Genomic DNA, 15,019 nt, shown 5'->3' on the forward strand with positions numbered 1-15,019 from the left:
CTCAGGCGTTGTTGGCTGCCAGTTTCAAGAGGGGCTTGTCGCTGACCTCGTGGTTGGTGGGACGCAACTGACCAAAAATGACGGCGCCCTGGTGCATTTCAAGCGCTTTGTAGGCCACATCACCCTGGATCTTGGCCTTGGGCTGCAACTCGAGGAGTTCCGCCGCATGCACCGGCCCCATGACGCGACCGTTGATGATGACGTGGTCGGCATGGATGGCCCCGGTGACACAGGCCGACTCGCTGATCACCAGAATGCTGGGGCTGCCCTCGTTGGCGCGGATGTCACCAATCACTTCGCCATCGATGCGCAAGCCGTCGGTGAACTTCAGGTTGCCTTCTATGCAACTGCCCTGTGCAATCAGGCTTTTGATCGGAGGCTGCGATTTTTTACCGAACATGGACAAATCCTGTGAGATTCTGAGTGTTGAAGCGGGGGTTCAGAGCTTGATGGTCTGGACGGATCGGACGGCCGTTCCTTCGAGGACCTTGGCGGTCACCGTTTTTACCACGGCCAAGGGGGGCAGGTCGAGCACCCCTTCGATGCGGCGGTACTGCTTGAATTGCAGGAGCTGGGCACCACCCGGCAAGCTTGTTGTCCATGGTTTGCCCGCCAGGGTGCCGCTGAACGTCAGTTCCAGCTTGCCGTTGAACACCGGGGCGTCCTTGACCGGCTGGATCACCAGCACCTGCCACTTGAGCTGCGTGTCGGTCAGGGCTTCGGCCTGCAGGCCGCGGATGGCGGCGCTTTCTGCACCGCCGGCAGGCAGGAGCTTTTCAAAGAAGCCGAGATCGTCGCGCAGCAGCCGGTTGTCCGCTTCGAGCTGGCGGATCTGGGCCACCATCTTGTCCTGCGCGGCCTTTTCAGCGGTCAGCAGACTGCCCGAAATATTGGCGACCGATTGCGATTTGTCGCGCTCCGCGCGCAGTGCGGCCACCTCTTCCCGCAGCCTGGTCAGCTCCAGCTTGGCATCCTTGTCCAGCCCCGCGATGCTGACGCCGAGCTCGAAGGTCCACAGCGCGATGGCCGCCGAAAAACCCAGCATCATCGCGCCCAGCGCCCAGCGCAGCGGCCAGGGCAAAGACGTGCGAATGGCCATGCGCGGAGAGCTGATGGTCAGGCGACGGCGAAACAGACGGAATTTCAAAAGCGACCTTGGGTTGTCTTCCAGGGAGTGCATTGTGCACGCAGATGCCGCCTCCGCTGAACGCGGCCCGACAGGCAGCGGCAAGGATTTGTATCGGCAGCAGCGCCCAGGGCTTGCCGCAAATGCCATGAAAAAAGCCGCCAGGCGCAAACCAGGCGGCTTTTCGGGGACAGCAAAAGCGGATTAACGCTTGCTGAACTGCTTGCGACGGCGTGCCGAACGGAAGCCGACTTTCTTACGCTCGACTTCACGTGCATCACGCGTGACAAACCCGGCCTGGCTCAGCGCCGGCTTGAGGGTGGTGTCATAGTCGATCAGCGCGCGGGTAATGCCGTGGCGGATCGCACCGGCCTGGCCGGACTCGCCGCCGCCGTGCACGTTGACCATGATGTCGAAGGTTTCGACATGGTTGGTCAGGTACAGGGGCTGCTTGCAGATCATGATCGAGGTTTCGCGACCGAAGAAGGTCTGGATGTCACGGTCGTTGACCGTGATCTTGCCAGTGCCTTTTTTGATGAACACACGGGCGACGCTTGATTTGCGACGGCCGGTGCCATTGTTCCATTCACCAATCATCTCAAGGCTCCTTAAATTTCCAGCACTTTAGGCTGTTGGGCGGTGTGCGGATGCTCTGCACCACCGTACACCTTGAGTTTTTTGATCATGGCGTAACCGAGCGGGCCCTTGGGCAGCATGCCCTTGACGGCTTTTTCCAGGGCGCGGCCCGGGAACTTGGTCTGCATGTCGCGGAAATTCGTAGCCGAGATACCGCCGGGGTAACCCGAATGGCGATAGTAGATCTTGTCAGTCGACTTGGCGCCGGTGACACGAAGCTGGGCTGCGTTGATGATGACGATGAAGTCACCGGTATCGACGTGAGGCGTATAAATGGCCTTGTGTTTGCCGCGCAAACGGAGAGCAACTTCGCTGGCTACTCGTCCGAGGACCTTGTCGGTCGCGTCAATCACAAACCACTCATGCACCACGTCAGCGGGTTTTGCGCTGAAAGTTGTCATGGTTTACTTTTCAAAAGTTGGTTTGAGCAGCCCTTTTCCACGGTCGGTGTTTCTCTGATGGAAACCTCTTAGGTGGGGTTCAAGCTTCGCCGCGGGGCCAGCCGATCGCTGCGAAGCCTTCCATTATACAAAATCCGGGGCTGCGCGGGCAGCATTGCGGGGGCGGGCCGCCAAAGCGCCCTGTTCAGGCCATTCGGCGGCCTTTTTTGAACCTTTTCAAGCCTCTTGGAGCTAAAAACCGTCGGCCCGCCGGCTGTTTTGCAGCCGGGCGTTGTTTTCAACACACACCGGGAGGCTGACCATCTCCGGCTTCTGACACTGCCGGAAAATACACATGGGTCGGGCCACGAAGTTGCTATCGGCACACAAGGCGAGTGGATCGGGGGGCTTCACACGCTGCAGCACCTCCACCCGTTCCGGTGTCGCCGCCACCACCGGCGGCGGCGACGGGCTCGCGGTATCAACAGTCGGCGCTGTCTTTTTCGGTGGGGCGCGCCTGGCGGCGGGGCTTGGCCGCTGCTCCGTTGGCAAAGGCGCCCTGGCAGCGGCAGCAGCGGCGACCTGCTGCACCGGTGCAAGCGCCACCGCCACGGGTGCGGCAAGTGGGGCGAGTGGCCGATCCGCGACCCGCTGCACGGGCGCAGCAAGGGCCGGGGACTGCGCGACCCCGGTCTCGGGCACGCGGGCGCCGCGTCCCAGCATCAGCCCCAGCAACAGGGCCACGACGGCCACGGCCACCACGCCCGCACTCACACGCCACGAGAGGCCGGACCGGGCGGGCGCGTCCGCGGCGGGAGTCGGCGCCGAGACGGAAGCAGCCGGCCGCGGGGCAGCAAGTTCCCGTCGCCGGGGCGCAGCCGCCATGGGCTGTGTCGGATCATTGCGAGGCACCGCTGCCGGGGGCTGCGGTGAAGGCAACGGCGACTCCGCCCGGGCCGCCGGCTGCAGGGCAGACAAACCCGGCGGTGCCCAGATCGGGCCCAGCTCGGCGCGCCAGTCGAAACGGGACATGCCATTGGGCGTTTCGAGCGCCATGAGTTGCACCAGGGCCCCCACGCTTTGCGGCCTGTCCTTGACCTCGATCGCCAGCGCCTGGCTGATCGCCTGAACAAACGGCTGCGAATAACCGAGGCCAAACTGCTCCTGCACCGTGCGCGCCACCCGGGCAAACGGCGGCAGGCGGTCGCGCACGGCCCGGAAGGTGGCCGGCAGCGGGGGTTTGTTGCACAGCACGCCGTGCACCACGGCAGCCAGCGCATACAGGTCGGTCCACGGCCCCTGGCGCATGTCGGGGGCGCCGGCGTGCTGCTCCAGCGGCGCGTAACTGAGCTTGAGGGCGTCGGTCAGGTCCTGCGTCTTGCCGCCCATGGCATGGCGCGCCGCGCCCAGGTCCAGCAGCACCGGCGGGCCGATGTCCTGCAGGAAGATGTTGTCGGGCGAGACGTCGCGGTGCACCGCGTGCCCCTGGTGCAGGGTCTTGAGTGCGCCCAGCACCGCCCACAGGACCTTGCGCAGCCAGGCCTCGGTCGGCGGGCTGCGCATCTGGCTGCGCGCCGCCTGCAGCGTGATACCGCGGTAGAGGGGCATCACCATGTAGGCGGTCTGGTGCGCCTCCCAGTAACGAAAAACCTTGACCAGCGAGGGATGGTCGAACTGCGCCAGCAGCCGCGCCTCGGCCACGAACGACTGCAGCCCGGCCTGGAAGGCCGTCTGGTCAGCCGGGTCGCGAACCACCACCGCGCTATCCGCGCCGCGGCAGGCCAGCGTGGCCGGCATGAACTCCTTGATGGCCACCGGCCGCTGCAGCGAGTGGTCAAACGCCTGGTAGACCATGCCGAAGCCGCCGGCCCCTAGCAGCCCCAGCACTTCGAACTCAGCCAGCCGCGTGCCCACCGGCAAGGCATCGACATGCGTGATCAGCGAAACGGGGGTCGGACTGGACGGAGCGGTCATGAACGGAAGCGGGCTGAGGCAGCGTAAGGGCTGTCATTAGGCATGGACGCCCTGCTGCCGTCAAGGCGCCCGGTCGGCAGCAGCCCGGCGACCGTCGGTATTGTGTTGCAGATTGCAAGCAGCCGGCCCGGCAGCCCGGCACCCCAAAAAAGCGCCTGCCGGCCGGCGCCCGTTAACATAGCGACATGTTCAGTTATCGCCACGCCTTCCATGCCGGCAACCATGCCGATGTGCTCAAGCACACCACGCTGATTGCGTTGATGAAGTATTTGACCCAGAAAGACACGGCGCTGACCGTGATCGACACGCACGCCGGCGCCGGCCTGTACCGCCTCGACGGCGACTACACCGAAACCAGCGGCGAAGCGCAGGAAGGCATCTTCCGCCTGGTTTCTGCATCAAAAACACCTGTAGTCGTTTCCGGATCAGCGCCAACCGCTACAAAAAAAGTAGCAAGCCCCAAAACCCCAGGCGCCGCGAAAGCCCCGGCCGACGAGCCCCTGGCCCCTGCGCTGCAGGACTATGTCGACCTGCTGCGCGGCCTGAACCCGCAGTTCGCCGCAAGCGGCGATCCGGCGCACCTGAAGATTTACCCTGGCTCGCCGTTCATCGAACAGCAGTTCCTCAGCGGCCGCGACAAGCTCAAGCTGTTTGAACTGCACCCGACCGATTTCAAGTCGCTGACCGGCAACATCGCGCAACTGGGTGTGGGCCGCCAGGTCACAGTGGCCTGCGAGGACGGCTTCGAGGTGCTGAAAACCTTTTTGCCGCCGCCGGCGCGCCGCGCCATGGTGCTGTGCGACCCGAGCTACGAGATCAAGAGCGACTACGCCCGCGTCGCCGCCTGCATGGGCGATGCCGTCAAGCGTTTTGCCACCGGCACCTACGTGGTCTGGTACCCCATCATTCCGCGCCCCGAGGCGCATGACCTGCCGCGCAAGCTCAAGACGCTGGCGACCAAGGCCGGCCGCAGCTGGCTCAATGCCACGCTCACGGTCAAGTCCAGCAAGCTGACCACTGACGAGGCCGGCGACGTCAAACGCCCCGGCCTGCCGGCCAGCGGCATGTTTGTGATCAACCCGCCGCACACGCTCAAGGCCGACCTGCAGGCGGCCCTGCCACAGCTGGTGGCGCGCCTGGGACAGGACCGCAACGCCGGCTTCACGCTGGACCACGGCGGCTGACTGGAAACTGCCACCGGTAAAGGGTCAGCGCAAGCATGTGATCCTGGTGGTGGAGAACGACGACGCAATCCGCAGCAAGCTCGCCCGCGTGCGGCGCTGGAGGGTCTCGGGACGGTAGCGGCCGCCGATGGCCGGTCCGGCCTCGCCCAGGTCAGCGGCAAAGCCGTGACGGCCCGCTCTGACCTGTACAGCCTGGGCGTCATGCTGTTCGAGATGCTGGCCGGACGGCGCCCCTTCATCGCGGAATCGCTGGAACTGCTGCTGGCCAGGCACCTGCGCGCCGACACGCCGATGCTGCCTGCGGCCCATCGTCAACAAACTGATGGCGAAAACCCCCGACCACCGTTACGCATCGGCCGACGCCCTGCTCGCGGATTTCGCGCGGGCGAGCTGAAAGCCCCCTCCAGCGGAGTCAACAATTAACCGACCGATCGGTCGGTTAATTCGCTATACTCCGGCTTGCCCCGTCCTGCAGACCGGGTGACAGGAGACAAGACATGTACACGCAATCACTCGACGTGCCCGATGCGTTGACCCCGGCCTTGGCGTCGGTGCCGCCCGCCCCCGACGCGTTGCAGACCCGCTTCGACGAAAAAATCGACGCCGACCAGAAGATCGAGCCGCAGGACTGGATGCCCGAGGCCTACCGCCGCACCCTGGTGCGCCAGATCAGCCAGCACGCGCACAGCGAGATCATCGGCATGCAGCCCGAAGGCAACTGGATCTCGCGCGCGCCCTCGCTCAAGCGCAAGGCGATTTTGCTGGCCAAGGTGCAGGATGAAGGCGGCCACGGCCTCTACCTGTATTCGGCCGCCGAAACCCTGGGCGTGGGCCGCGACAGCCTGCTCGATGCCCTGCACACCGGCAAGGCCAAGTACAGCTCCATCTTCAACTACCCGACGCTGCAATGGGCCGATGTCGGCGTGATCGGCTGGCTGGTCGACGGCGCGGCCATCATGAACCAGGTGCCGATCTGCCGCTGCTCCTACGGTCCGTATGCGCGCGCCATGATCCGCATCTGCAAGGAAGAAAGTTTTCACCAGCGCCAGGGTTTTGAAAGCCTGATGGTGCAGATGCAGGGCACGCCCGAGCAGCGCGCCATGGTGCAGGACGCGGTGAACCGCTGGTGGTGGCCGGTGCTGGCGATGTTCGGCCCGCCCGATGCGGCCAGCACCAACACCGCGCAAGGCATGCGCTGGGGCATCAAGCGCATTTCCAACGACGAGCTGCGCCAGAAGTTTGTCGACGCCACCGTGCCGCAGGCCGCGGTGCTGGGCGTGACCTTGCCCGACCCCGACCTGAAGTGGAACGAGGAACGCCAGCAGCACGACTACGGCGCCATCGACTGGGACGAGTTCTGGGCCGTGGTCAACGGCAACGGCCCCTGCAACAAGGAACGCCTGGCGAACCGCGTGAAAGCGCATGAGGATGGCCAGTGGGTGCGCGATGCGGCGCAAGCGCATGCGGCCAAACAGAAAGCCCGCCAGATGAAGGAAGCAGCATGAGCAACACACACAACGACTGGCCACTCTGGGAAGTGTTTGTGCGCTCCAAGCAAGGTTTAGAGCACAAACACTGCGGCAGCCTGCATGCGACCGATGCGCAGCAGGCGCTGCAGATGGCGCGCGACGTCTACACACGGCGCCAGGAGGGCGTGAGCATCTGGGTCGTGCCGTCGACCACCATCACCGCCAGCGAGCCCGACGACAAGGCCGCGTTTTTCGAGCCCATGGCCGACAAGATTTACCGGCACCCGACCTTTTACGAAATCCCTGACGAAGTGGGCCACATGTGAATACCGTTGAAGCCCCCGTCAGAACAGCCCCACTGGACCACCTGCTGCACCTGGCCGACAACGCGCTGGTGCTGGGCCAGCGCAATGCCGAGTGGTGCGGCAACGGTCCGGTGCTGGAGGAAGACATCGCGCTGGCCAACATGAGCCTGGACCTGATCGGCCAGGCGCGCATGCTGTACCAGCACGCAGCCGCCGTAGCCGGCAATGGTGCCACCGAAGATTCGCTGGCCTACTTCCGTAGCGCCGAGGAGTTCCGCAACTACACGCTGCTCGAGTTGCCTCATGCGTCCAGCGCTTCGGAGCGCGACTATGCAGTGACCATCGTCCGCAATTTCCTCTACAGCGCCCTGATGCTGCTGCTGTGGGAAGCCTTGCAGAAATCGAAGGACGCGCAGCTGGCCGCGATTGCGGGCAAATCGTTCAAGGAAGTGCGTTACCACTTTCGCCACTCGCGCGACTGGCTGGTGCGCCTGGGCGACGGCACCACCGAATCGCAGGCCCGCACCCAGGCTGCCTTGAAACATTTAATGCCTTACACCCAGGAGTACTGGTCGGTATCAGCTATTGAAAAGATAGCAAACATGGAAGGCCACGGCATTGATGTCGCCGCGCTGAAAAGCAGTTGGGACGATCTCGTCAACGACGCCCTGCAGGAAGCCGGGTTGCAGCGGCCGGCCCCTGGTGCCGACCTGCCACAGGGAAAAAACGGACAACACAGCGACCACCTGGCGCCGCTGCTGGCCGAAATGCAAAGCCTGGCGCGCGCTCACCCGAACGCTCTATGGTGAGCGCTTCGCACCCACCACGAGCTCCGGAGAGCGGTTATGGAACACCTCCCGCAAGCGGGAAGGTGGTGGTGAACACCCTGCAGCAGGTCTGGGACGTGCTCGAAGCCGTGCCCGACCCGGAGATCCCGGTGGTGTCCATCCGCGAGCTGGGCATTCTGCGCGACGTGCGCCATGTCGAGGGCGGCGTGGAAGTCATCATCACACCGACCTACAGCGGTTGCCCGGCCATGGGGCAGATCGAGGACGACATCCGCGCCGCGCTGGCGCTGCACCAGCTCAGCGCGCGCATCACCACCCAGCTGGCGCCGGCCTGGACCACCGACTGGATGACTGCAGCCGCGAAAGCCAAGCTGCACAGCTACGGCATTGCGCCGCCGCACACCACCGCGCCCGGCAACGACAAGGTCATTCGCTTTGCGCCCCGGCACCAGGCGGCGGACGCTGTGGCCTGTCCGCAGTGCGGCTCGGTCAACACCACCGAAACCTCGCACTTTGGCGCCACCGCCTGCAAGGCGCTGTACAAGTGCCTGGACTGCCTGGAGCCGTTTGACTACTTCAAACCCTATTGATTGAGCCGCCCATGTCTGTTCCCCACTTTCACCCGCTGGTCGTTACCCGTGTCACCCCCGAAGCGGCCGGCGCCGTGGCCGTCAGCTTTGCGATTCCGCCCGAACTGCGCAGCCTGTATGGCTTCACGCCGGGCCAGTTCCTCACGCTCAAGGCCACGATAGACGGCGCGCCGGTGCGCCGCAGCTACTCCATCTGCAGCAGCACGCAGCGCCTGGCCGCCGACCACGACATCGAGGTCGGCATCAAGCCGGTCGAAGGCGGCATCTTCTCCAACTGGGCCACGCAACTGCAGCCCGGCGACACCCTGGACGTGATGCCGCCGGACGGCCGCTTCACGCCGCGCCTGAGCGGTGCGGTGCACCGCGTCGGCTGGGCGGCCGGCTCGGGCATCACGCCGCTGCTGTCCATCATCGCCAGCACGCTGGCCGGCGAAGCCGACGCCACCTTCACGCTGGTGTACTGCAACCAGCGCAGCAGCAGCATCCTGTTCAATGAAGCGCTGCAGGACCTCAAGGACCGTTATCCGTCCCGCCTGAGCCTGGTCCACCTGCTTTCGCGCCAGTCGCAGGATGTCCCGCTGTTCAACGGCCGGCTCGACGCGGCCAAGGTCAGCGAACTGCTGGCCACCCTGATCCCGCCGGCCAGCATCGACGAGACCTTTGTCTGCGGGCCGGAAGCCATGATCGAAGGCTGCCTGCAGGCCCTGCTGGCGGCCGGCGTGCCCAAAGACCGCATCCATGCCGAACGTTTCACGAGCGCGGTGCAACCCGCCGACGCTATGAAATCAGGAGCTGCCGGCGCAACAGAGACGGGCGCTGGAGGCCAAAAAGTCTTGAAAAACGGGGAGGCCACGGGCACCGTCCGCCTGTCGGTGCAGCTCGATGGCAAGGCGCACGAGTTGCGCATGTTTGCGCATGAACGCGTGCTGGACGTGGCGCTGGCCGCCGGCCTGGACCTGCCCTACAGTTGCAAGGGCGGCGTCTGCTGCACCTGCCGCGCCAAGGTGCTCGAGGGACAGGTCACCATGGAAAAAAACTTCACGCTGGAAGACTGGGAAGTGCAAAAAGGCTTTGTGCTGAGCTGCCAGGCGCGGCCCCTGAGCGACAGCGTGTCCATCAGCTACGACGAAAGGTAGCCCCCACGGTTGCTCACTGCGTGTAGCGCCCTGCCCCCCGGGGGGGGGCCGCTGCGCCTGCGGACTGGCAAAGCCAGATCCGCGGCCCCTGCTTGAAGGGGATGTTGCCTCGTGCGCTTCATCCGCACGCCGGCGGATTGTGTTCTCAGTGGGTTCTCGAATTCCAGACGTGGAGTTCGAAAAACGCGTTCTGGGCTGCAATTTTCATCTGACGGAAGACGGCGCGGGTGGCGTGGTCTGCGGCCTGTTCCCAGCGGGCAATCGCCATGGTTTCTTCGGCCGAGCGCGGGGCATCGGGGTTTTCGGCGCGCATCGAACGCGCCGCCAGCCATTCCACATAGGCGCCGCGCACCGCGGACGCGCCGCCCAGCGCGTACTCCATCACGTCAAGGAATTTTTGCTCGGCGGTCTGGCGCTGCGCGTCTGTCAGCCCGACGGCCGACTGCAGGGATGCGTTGTATTTGCTCTGCGTTCTCATGAGGATGGGTTGGCAACGTGAGGAAAGGCTGGATTCTATCGCCAGCCGGCCGCAACGCCCTCAATATTTCAGCGCCGTGCTTTTACCCCAGAACACGCGGTAGGCAAACACCGTGTAGCCGATGATCATGGGCAGCACCACCAGCGCGCCCACCAGAATCACGCCCATCGCTTCGGGCGCCGTGGCCGCCTGCCAGATCGTGATGCGGTCGATGACCAGCCACGGAAACAGGCTGTAAGCCAGGCCGTAAAACGCCAGCAGGAACACACCCACCGTCGCGCCGAAGGGCACCCAGGCGCCGTATTCATTGCCCTGGCCCAGGCGCACCGGCAGCCGCTGCAAGCTGCGGAAAATGATGGCGAACAGCACGGCGGTGGCCACCGGAATCGGCAGCAGCAACACGATGTTCGGAAAGGAAAACCATTTTTCAAAAATGCGCTGGCTGACCAGCGGCGTGGCGATCGAGATGGCGGCCACGCCGGCCATGGTGAACAGCAGGCTGGCACGCGCCCAGCGCACGGCCTGCAGTTGCAGTGCGCCTTCGGACTTGATGATGAGCCAGCCGGCGCCCAGCAGGCAGTAGGCGGCCACCAGCGCCAGCCCGATCACGGCGTTGAACACCAGGGTCCACCAGGTGTCGGCAAACCCCGTGATCAGCGACCCCAGCATGTAGCCCTGGGCCCAGCTGGCCAGCAATGAGCCGGTGTAGAACAGGCGGTTCCACAGCGGCTTGTGCGCGGCACGCGCCTTCACGCGGAAGTCAAAGGCCACGCCGCGCAGCGTCAGCCCGATCAGCATGAAGGCCACCGGCAGGTAGAGCGCGCCGAGGATCACGCCATGTGCCAGCGGGAACACCGTCAGCAAAATGCCGACGCCCAGCACCAGCCAGGTTTCATTGGCATCCCAGAAGGGGCCGATGCTGGCAATCATGGTGTCCTTGTCGTCGTCGCTGGCGCGGCGCATCAGCACGCCCACGCCCAGGTCGTAGCCGTCCAGGATCACGTAGGCCAGCATCGCCAGGCCCATGACCACCAGGAAAACAATGGGCATCCAGCCCGCGGCTTGGGTCAGGTCGGGCGCAAGGTCAAGCACGGGGAGCTCCTTCCTGTTCAGGGTAGGTCACGGGATTGGGCGTGTCTTCCAGGCCGGTGCCCAACGGCTTGTCCGCATGTTTTCCGTGGCGCGCCAGGTAAAACACCACCGAGATGTAGGCCACGATCAGCGCCGCATACAGCGTGAGGTAGAGGGCCAGCGTGAGGGCGATGCGCGGTGCCGGCACGCTGGATGCCGCCTCGGCCGCCGTCAGCACACCGGTCACCAGCCAGGGCTGCCGGCCGATCTCGGTGACGTACCAGCCGGCGATCAGCGCGACCCAGCCGGCAAAGGTCATGGCCACCAGCAGCTTCGCATGCCAGGGCCGCAAGGTGCGTGTGGGGTCACGCTTCCAGGGTGCAAACTGCCAGACACTGGCCCAGCTGACCAGCAGCATCAACACACCCACGCCGACCATGATGCGGAAGGCCCAGAACACCGGTGCCACCGGCGGGTGTTTGCCTTCGAACTGGTCCAGCCCCTTGACCTCGCCGTCGAGCGAGTGCGTCAGGTACAGCGAGGCCAGCTTCGGGATGGCAATTTCGTAGCGGTTCTCCCTGGCCTTTTCATCGGGCAGGGCAAACAGCACGGCCGGTGCCCCTTTTTCGGTTTTCCAGATGCCTTCCATGGCCGCCAGCTTGGCCGGCTGGTGCTCCAGCGTGTTCAGCCCGTGCAGGTCGCCCGCGATGATCTGCAGCGGAATCAGCAGCGCCGCCATGTAGATACCGGTCTTCAGGCTGGCCATGACCTCGGCGCCGCGGTCCTGGCGCAGCCAGCGGTAGGCGGAGATGCCGGCCACCAGAAAGGCCACCGTCAGGCCCGAGGCCAGCAGCATGTGGACCAAGCGGTAGGGAAAGGAGGGGTTGAAAATCACCTCGAACCAGCTGGTCACATGGGCCTGGCCGTTGATCATTTCAAAGCCGGCCGGCGTCTGCATCCAGGAGTTGAGCGCCAGGATCCAGAACGCCGACAGCGTGGTCCCGCCGGCCACCAGCAACGTGGCCACGGTGTGCAGGGTCTCGCTGACACGTTCGCGCCCGAACAGCATCACGCCCAGCATGGTCGCCTCCAGGAAAAAAGCCGTCAGCACTTCATAGGCGAGCAGCGGCCCGGCGATGTTGCCGACCTTTTCCATGTAGCCCGGCCAGTTGGTGCCGAACTGGAAACTCATGGTGATGCCGCTGACCACACCGAGGGCAAAGGTCAGCGCAAAAATCTTCACCCAGAACTGGTAGGCGTCCATCCAGTGCTGCTCGCCGGTCTTGACGAAGCGCAGCTTGAAGAACAGCAGCACCCAGGCCAGCGAAATGCTGATCGTCGGAAACAGGATGTGAAAAGTGATGTTGGCCGCGAACTGGATGCGTGCCAGCAGGAATGCGTCGAATCCATCCATCATCAGCTCCGGTTGTTTTCTTCGGGAACAGCGGCCGGCGGAGCTGCCAGCTTGGGGGTAGCGGCGCGGCCTGTCAAGCCGGCCTTCACCGTGCTGGTCACCTTGTCCTTGACCTCCAGCAGCTTCTGCACCTTGGCGCCCATCTTCATCAGGCTGACCAGCGTGGCCGAGTCCATCTTCTGCACGTCGGCCAGCCAGCCCGTCATGAGTTCGATCAGGTCGTGCATCTGCTTCATGCGCGCCTGGGCGTGGATGTCATCAGGCGCCGACGGCTGCTCCATCAGCGCGTCGCGCAGCATGGACAGCGTGGGGTCGATCTCGCGCTTGCGCCGCTCCTCGGCCAGGGTGCGAAAAATGGCCCACACGTCTTCCGGCGCCTGGAAGTACTCGCGCCTGTCGTTGGGCAGGTGCTGCAGCCGCACCAGGTTCCACGACTGCAGTTCCTTCAGCCCCATGCTGACGTTGGAACGCGAAAACGCCAGCGCCTCGGCAATGTCGTCGGCATTGAGCGCGCGCGGCGACACATACAGCAGCGCGTAAATCTGCCCCACGGTGCGGTTGATGCCCCAGCGGCTACCCATTTCGCCAAAGTGAAGGACAAAACGCTGGGTCAGGGGGGCGAGGTTCATGGCAGTCCGTGTTTTCTGAATTTTCAGGAATTACTGAAATTCTAGTAAGCCAAGGAAGTGGGCGCCGGCACGAAGGACTTGCCGTACCTGCACGAGGGGCTATTGCGGATTCAGGCCAACAACAAATCGCGCTGCATCACTGGCTGGATGCGCTGGGCGCGGACAAGCCCTGGACGCCGGACTGCGGGGTCAGGGTGGCCCGTGGCCGGGCTGGGCCCGTGCTTCCATCGCGGTTTTTGTCTGCAGTCGATCAGGCCGCACCGGTGCGACTCAACACCGCCGGACAATGGCTATTTAGCTATTTATTCAGGAGCTGGCGGCGCCCGTGGAATAAGGGCTGAAGGCCAATTTTATATGCAGCTGCTTAGCGTGCGCTGGGCACCGGCACGCGGCGGGCGCTGCGCTGGGATTTCCTGACCGGTCGCGGCGGTGCGGCAACCGGGGCCGCTGTGGATTCCGGAACCAGCAACACCACCTCCTTGAAGCCCAGGCCCAGCATGCCGAGTTCTGCCGCCGCAGCGCGGCTCACGTCGATGATGCGGTTGCGGCTGAAAGGGCCGCGATCGGTGATACGCAGATCGACGTCACGGCCGTTGACCAGGCTGTGCACCCGCACCATGGTGCCAAACGGCAAGGTGCGGTGGGCGGCCGTGAAGGCGTTCATGTTGTAGCGTTCGCCGCTGGCCGTCAGCCGGCCATGAAAACCGGGTCCGTACCACGAAGCGGCACCACGCTCGAACTCGCGTGCGGGTTCACCCGCCAGCAACGCTGGCCGCGGCAGATCGCTGGCTGACCCCATGGACAGCGGCGCAGCGTCCGTCGGCGTACCCCCGGCCTCGGGGCTGGCTGGCGCGGGCGTCGGTGCGGCGAGCGGCACACGGCCGGGCGCGGCGCGGCCAGGTGACGACGGCGCTGTGGTGCAGGCCGCCAGCAGCACCAGCAGGCCGAGCGCGAAGGCCTGCCCGATGGAGCGCATCTTCAGCAGGCCGGCCAAAACAGGCATCGCTTCAAACCGGCCGCAGACGTCGGATGATCTCGGACGTCGCGGCGGCCTGGTTCATCGTATAAAAATGAATGCCGGGCACACCCGCGGTCTGCAACTGGTCGCACAGGTCGGTGATCACGTCGAGGCCGAAGCTTTTGATCGATGCCGTGTCGTCGCCGAAACCCTGCAGCCTCAGGCGGATCCAGCGCGGAATCTCGGCACCGCAGGCATCGGAAAACCGCATCAGCTGGGTCGAGCTGGTGATCGGCATGATGCCGGGCACCACGGGCACATCCACGCCGAGCCGGCGGGTGTCCTCCACAAAGCGGAAGTAGGCGTCCGCGTTGAAAAAATACTGGGTGATGGCCGAATTGGCGCCGGCCTTGACCTTGGCGGCGAAGGCCTGCAGGTCGGCATCGGCCGATTTGGCCTGCGGGTGGATCTCGGGGTAGGCCGCCACTTCGATGTGAAAGGCATCGCCGGTGAACTCACGGATGAAAGCCACGAGGTCACTGGCGTAATGGAACTCGCCCCCCATGCCGTAACCGCTGGGCAGGTCGCCACGCAGGGCCACCAGGCGCTTGACGCCCATGGCCTGCAGGGCGGCAAGCTGCTCGCGCACCGTGGCCTTGGTCGCGCCGACACAGGAGAAGTGGCAGGCGGCAGCCATGCCTTCCTTCAGGATTTCGCCCACCGTGCCAAAGGTGCCTTCCTGGGTGGAACCACCCGCGCCAAAGGTGACCGAGCAGAACTCGGGCTGGTGCGCGTACAGCGCCTGGCGCGTCAGGCGCAGCTTGTTGGCGCCTTCGGGTGTCTTGGGCGGGAAAAATTCAAAGCTGATCGGAAGATTCATC

General features: G+C 64.8%; 18 protein-coding genes. 7 read left to right on the forward strand and 11 right to left on the reverse strand.

What is annotated here, in order from left to right:
- Nucleotide 1 precedes the first annotated feature (1 nt).
- The 5 genes from B7G53_RS10520 to B7G53_RS10540 all read right to left on the reverse strand — a co-directional run bounded on the left by B7G53_RS10520 (nucleotide 2) and on the right by B7G53_RS10540 (nucleotide 4,116).
- Nucleotides 2-400, reverse strand: coding sequence for a bactofilin family protein (locus B7G53_RS10520; RefSeq protein WP_096667340.1), 399 nt, complete (start codon nucleotides 398-400; stop codon nucleotides 2-4).
- Nucleotides 401-439: 39 nt separating this feature from the next.
- Entirely contained in the window at nucleotides 440-1,147 is a 708-nt protein-coding gene (locus tag B7G53_RS10525; protein WP_096667342.1) for a DUF6776 family protein, read from the reverse strand.
- 183 nt (nucleotides 1,148-1,330) lie between these two features.
- Nucleotides 1,331-1,723, reverse strand: a complete 393-nt coding sequence (gene rpsI, locus B7G53_RS10530; RefSeq protein WP_096667344.1) for a 30S ribosomal protein S9 — start codon at nucleotides 1,721-1,723, stop codon at nucleotides 1,331-1,333.
- Between the two features lie 11 nt (nucleotides 1,724-1,734).
- The gene (rplM, locus tag B7G53_RS10535) at nucleotides 1,735-2,163 is read right to left on the reverse strand and encodes a 50S ribosomal protein L13 (RefSeq protein ID WP_077593211.1); all 429 of its coding nucleotides are present in this window, start codon (nucleotides 2,161-2,163) and stop codon (nucleotides 1,735-1,737) included.
- 231 nt (nucleotides 2,164-2,394) lie between these two features.
- Nucleotides 2,395-4,116 (reverse strand): serine/threonine protein kinase, encoded by a 1,722-nt coding sequence (locus B7G53_RS10540; RefSeq protein ID WP_096667345.1) that lies wholly within the window; start codon nucleotides 4,114-4,116, stop codon nucleotides 2,395-2,397.
- A gap of 185 nt (nucleotides 4,117-4,301) precedes the next feature.
- On the opposite strand from B7G53_RS10540, the gene B7G53_RS10545 reads away from it, so the two are divergent.
- The 7 genes from B7G53_RS10545 (at nucleotide 4,302) to B7G53_RS10575 (ending at nucleotide 9,588) form a co-directional block, all read left to right on the forward strand.
- Nucleotides 4,302-5,300, forward strand: coding sequence for a 23S rRNA (adenine(2030)-N(6))-methyltransferase RlmJ (locus B7G53_RS10545; protein ID WP_096667347.1), 999 nt, complete (start codon nucleotides 4,302-4,304; stop codon nucleotides 5,298-5,300).
- Nucleotides 5,301-5,501: 201 nt separating this feature from the next.
- Nucleotides 5,502-5,723 carry a hypothetical protein gene (locus tag B7G53_RS10550; protein ID WP_141396320.1) on the forward strand — a complete coding sequence of 74 codons (222 nt, stop codon included), beginning with the start codon at nucleotides 5,502-5,504 and terminating at the stop codon, nucleotides 5,721-5,723.
- A 74-nt stretch (nucleotides 5,724-5,797) separates the two neighbouring features.
- A complete protein-coding gene (paaA, locus tag B7G53_RS10555; RefSeq protein ID WP_096667350.1) occupies nucleotides 5,798-6,805 on the forward strand; it encodes a 1,2-phenylacetyl-CoA epoxidase subunit PaaA in 1,008 nt (335 codons plus the stop codon).
- Nucleotides 6,802-7,095 (forward strand): 1,2-phenylacetyl-CoA epoxidase subunit PaaB, encoded by a 294-nt coding sequence (paaB, locus tag B7G53_RS10560; RefSeq protein ID WP_096667352.1) that lies wholly within the window; start codon nucleotides 6,802-6,804, stop codon nucleotides 7,093-7,095. Before paaA ends, paaB begins: the two co-directional genes overlap by 4 nt.
- On the forward strand, nucleotides 7,092-7,883 hold the full coding sequence (gene paaC, locus B7G53_RS10565; protein WP_096667354.1) for a 1,2-phenylacetyl-CoA epoxidase subunit PaaC: 792 nt from the start codon (nucleotides 7,092-7,094) through the stop codon (nucleotides 7,881-7,883). Before paaB ends, paaC begins: the two co-directional genes overlap by 4 nt.
- Nucleotides 7,877-8,452: a 1,2-phenylacetyl-CoA epoxidase subunit PaaD gene (paaD, locus tag B7G53_RS10570; protein WP_096667356.1), complete on the forward strand. Its 576-nt coding sequence runs from the start codon at nucleotides 7,877-7,879 to the stop codon at nucleotides 8,450-8,452. The genes paaC and paaD overlap by 7 nt, the downstream gene beginning before the upstream one ends.
- A gap of 11 nt (nucleotides 8,453-8,463) precedes the next feature.
- A complete protein-coding gene (locus B7G53_RS10575) occupies nucleotides 8,464-9,588 on the forward strand; it encodes a 2Fe-2S iron-sulfur cluster-binding protein (RefSeq protein ID WP_096667515.1) in 1,125 nt (374 codons plus the stop codon).
- 145 nt (nucleotides 9,589-9,733) lie between these two features.
- Here the strand turns inward: B7G53_RS10575 and B7G53_RS10580 are convergent, their stop codons facing one another.
- The 6 genes from B7G53_RS10580 to metF form a co-directional block, all read right to left on the reverse strand.
- Nucleotides 9,734-10,066, reverse strand: a complete 333-nt coding sequence (locus tag B7G53_RS10580) for a hypothetical protein (protein WP_096667358.1) — start codon at nucleotides 10,064-10,066, stop codon at nucleotides 9,734-9,736.
- A 60-nt stretch (nucleotides 10,067-10,126) separates the two neighbouring features.
- Entirely contained in the window at nucleotides 10,127-11,158 is a 1,032-nt protein-coding gene (locus B7G53_RS10585; protein ID WP_096667359.1) for a cytochrome d ubiquinol oxidase subunit II, read from the reverse strand.
- Nucleotides 11,151-12,551, reverse strand: a complete 1,401-nt coding sequence (locus B7G53_RS10590) for a cytochrome ubiquinol oxidase subunit I (protein ID WP_096667517.1) — start codon at nucleotides 12,549-12,551, stop codon at nucleotides 11,151-11,153. The genes B7G53_RS10585 and B7G53_RS10590 overlap by 8 nt, the downstream gene beginning before the upstream one ends.
- Before the next feature lie 2 nt (nucleotides 12,552-12,553).
- Complete coding sequence (locus B7G53_RS10595) at nucleotides 12,554-13,180, reverse strand: GbsR/MarR family transcriptional regulator (RefSeq protein WP_096667361.1); 627 nt, start codon at nucleotides 13,178-13,180, stop codon at nucleotides 12,554-12,556.
- Nucleotides 13,181-13,544: 364 nt separating this feature from the next.
- Nucleotides 13,545-14,183, reverse strand: a complete 639-nt coding sequence (locus B7G53_RS10600) for a septal ring lytic transglycosylase RlpA family protein (protein WP_176491332.1) — start codon at nucleotides 14,181-14,183, stop codon at nucleotides 13,545-13,547.
- 4 nt (nucleotides 14,184-14,187) lie between these two features.
- On the reverse strand, nucleotides 14,188-15,018 hold the full coding sequence (gene metF, locus B7G53_RS10605) for a methylenetetrahydrofolate reductase [NAD(P)H] (protein ID WP_096667363.1): 831 nt from the start codon (nucleotides 15,016-15,018) through the stop codon (nucleotides 14,188-14,190).
- Nucleotide 15,019: the final 1 nt, after the last annotated feature.

The sequence above is a fragment of the Polaromonas sp. AET17H-212 genome, from assembly GCF_002379085.1.
Taxonomy (GTDB): Bacteria; Pseudomonadota; Gammaproteobacteria; order Burkholderiales; family Burkholderiaceae_C; genus Polaromonas.

Coding starts and splice junctions, on each gene's coding strand:
- B7G53_RS10520 (WP_096667340.1), bottom strand. CDS start 400: ATGTTCGGTAAAAAATCGCAGCCTCCGATCAAAAGCCTGATTGCACAG.
- rpsI (WP_096667344.1), bottom strand. CDS start 1,723: ATGATTGGTGAATGGAACAATGGCACCGGCCGTCGCAAATCAAGCGTC.
- rplM (WP_077593211.1), bottom strand. CDS start 2,163: ATGACAACTTTCAGCGCAAAACCCGCTGACGTGGTGCATGAGTGGTTT.
- B7G53_RS10540 (WP_096667345.1), bottom strand. CDS start 4,116: ATGACCGCTCCGTCCAGTCCGACCCCCGTTTCGCTGATCACGCATGTC.
- B7G53_RS10545 (WP_096667347.1), top strand. CDS start 4,302: ATGTTCAGTTATCGCCACGCCTTCCATGCCGGCAACCATGCCGATGTG.
- B7G53_RS10550 (WP_141396320.1), top strand. CDS start 5,502: ATGCTGTTCGAGATGCTGGCCGGACGGCGCCCCTTCATCGCGGAATCG.
- paaA (WP_096667350.1), top strand. CDS start 5,798: ATGTACACGCAATCACTCGACGTGCCCGATGCGTTGACCCCGGCCTTG.
- paaB (WP_096667352.1), top strand. CDS start 6,802: ATGAGCAACACACACAACGACTGGCCACTCTGGGAAGTGTTTGTGCGC.
- paaD (WP_096667356.1), top strand. CDS start 7,877: ATGGTGAGCGCTTCGCACCCACCACGAGCTCCGGAGAGCGGTTATGGA.
- B7G53_RS10575 (WP_096667515.1), top strand. CDS start 8,464: ATGTCTGTTCCCCACTTTCACCCGCTGGTCGTTACCCGTGTCACCCCC.
- B7G53_RS10580 (WP_096667358.1), bottom strand. CDS start 10,066: ATGAGAACGCAGAGCAAATACAACGCATCCCTGCAGTCGGCCGTCGGG.
- B7G53_RS10590 (WP_096667517.1), bottom strand. CDS start 12,551: ATGGATGGATTCGACGCATTCCTGCTGGCACGCATCCAGTTCGCGGCC.
- B7G53_RS10595 (WP_096667361.1), bottom strand. CDS start 13,180: ATGAACCTCGCCCCCCTGACCCAGCGTTTTGTCCTTCACTTTGGCGAA.
- B7G53_RS10600 (WP_176491332.1), bottom strand. CDS start 14,183: ATGCCTGTTTTGGCCGGCCTGCTGAAGATGCGCTCCATCGGGCAGGCC.
- metF (WP_096667363.1), bottom strand. CDS start 15,018: ATGAATCTTCCGATCAGCTTTGAATTTTTCCCGCCCAAGACACCCGAA.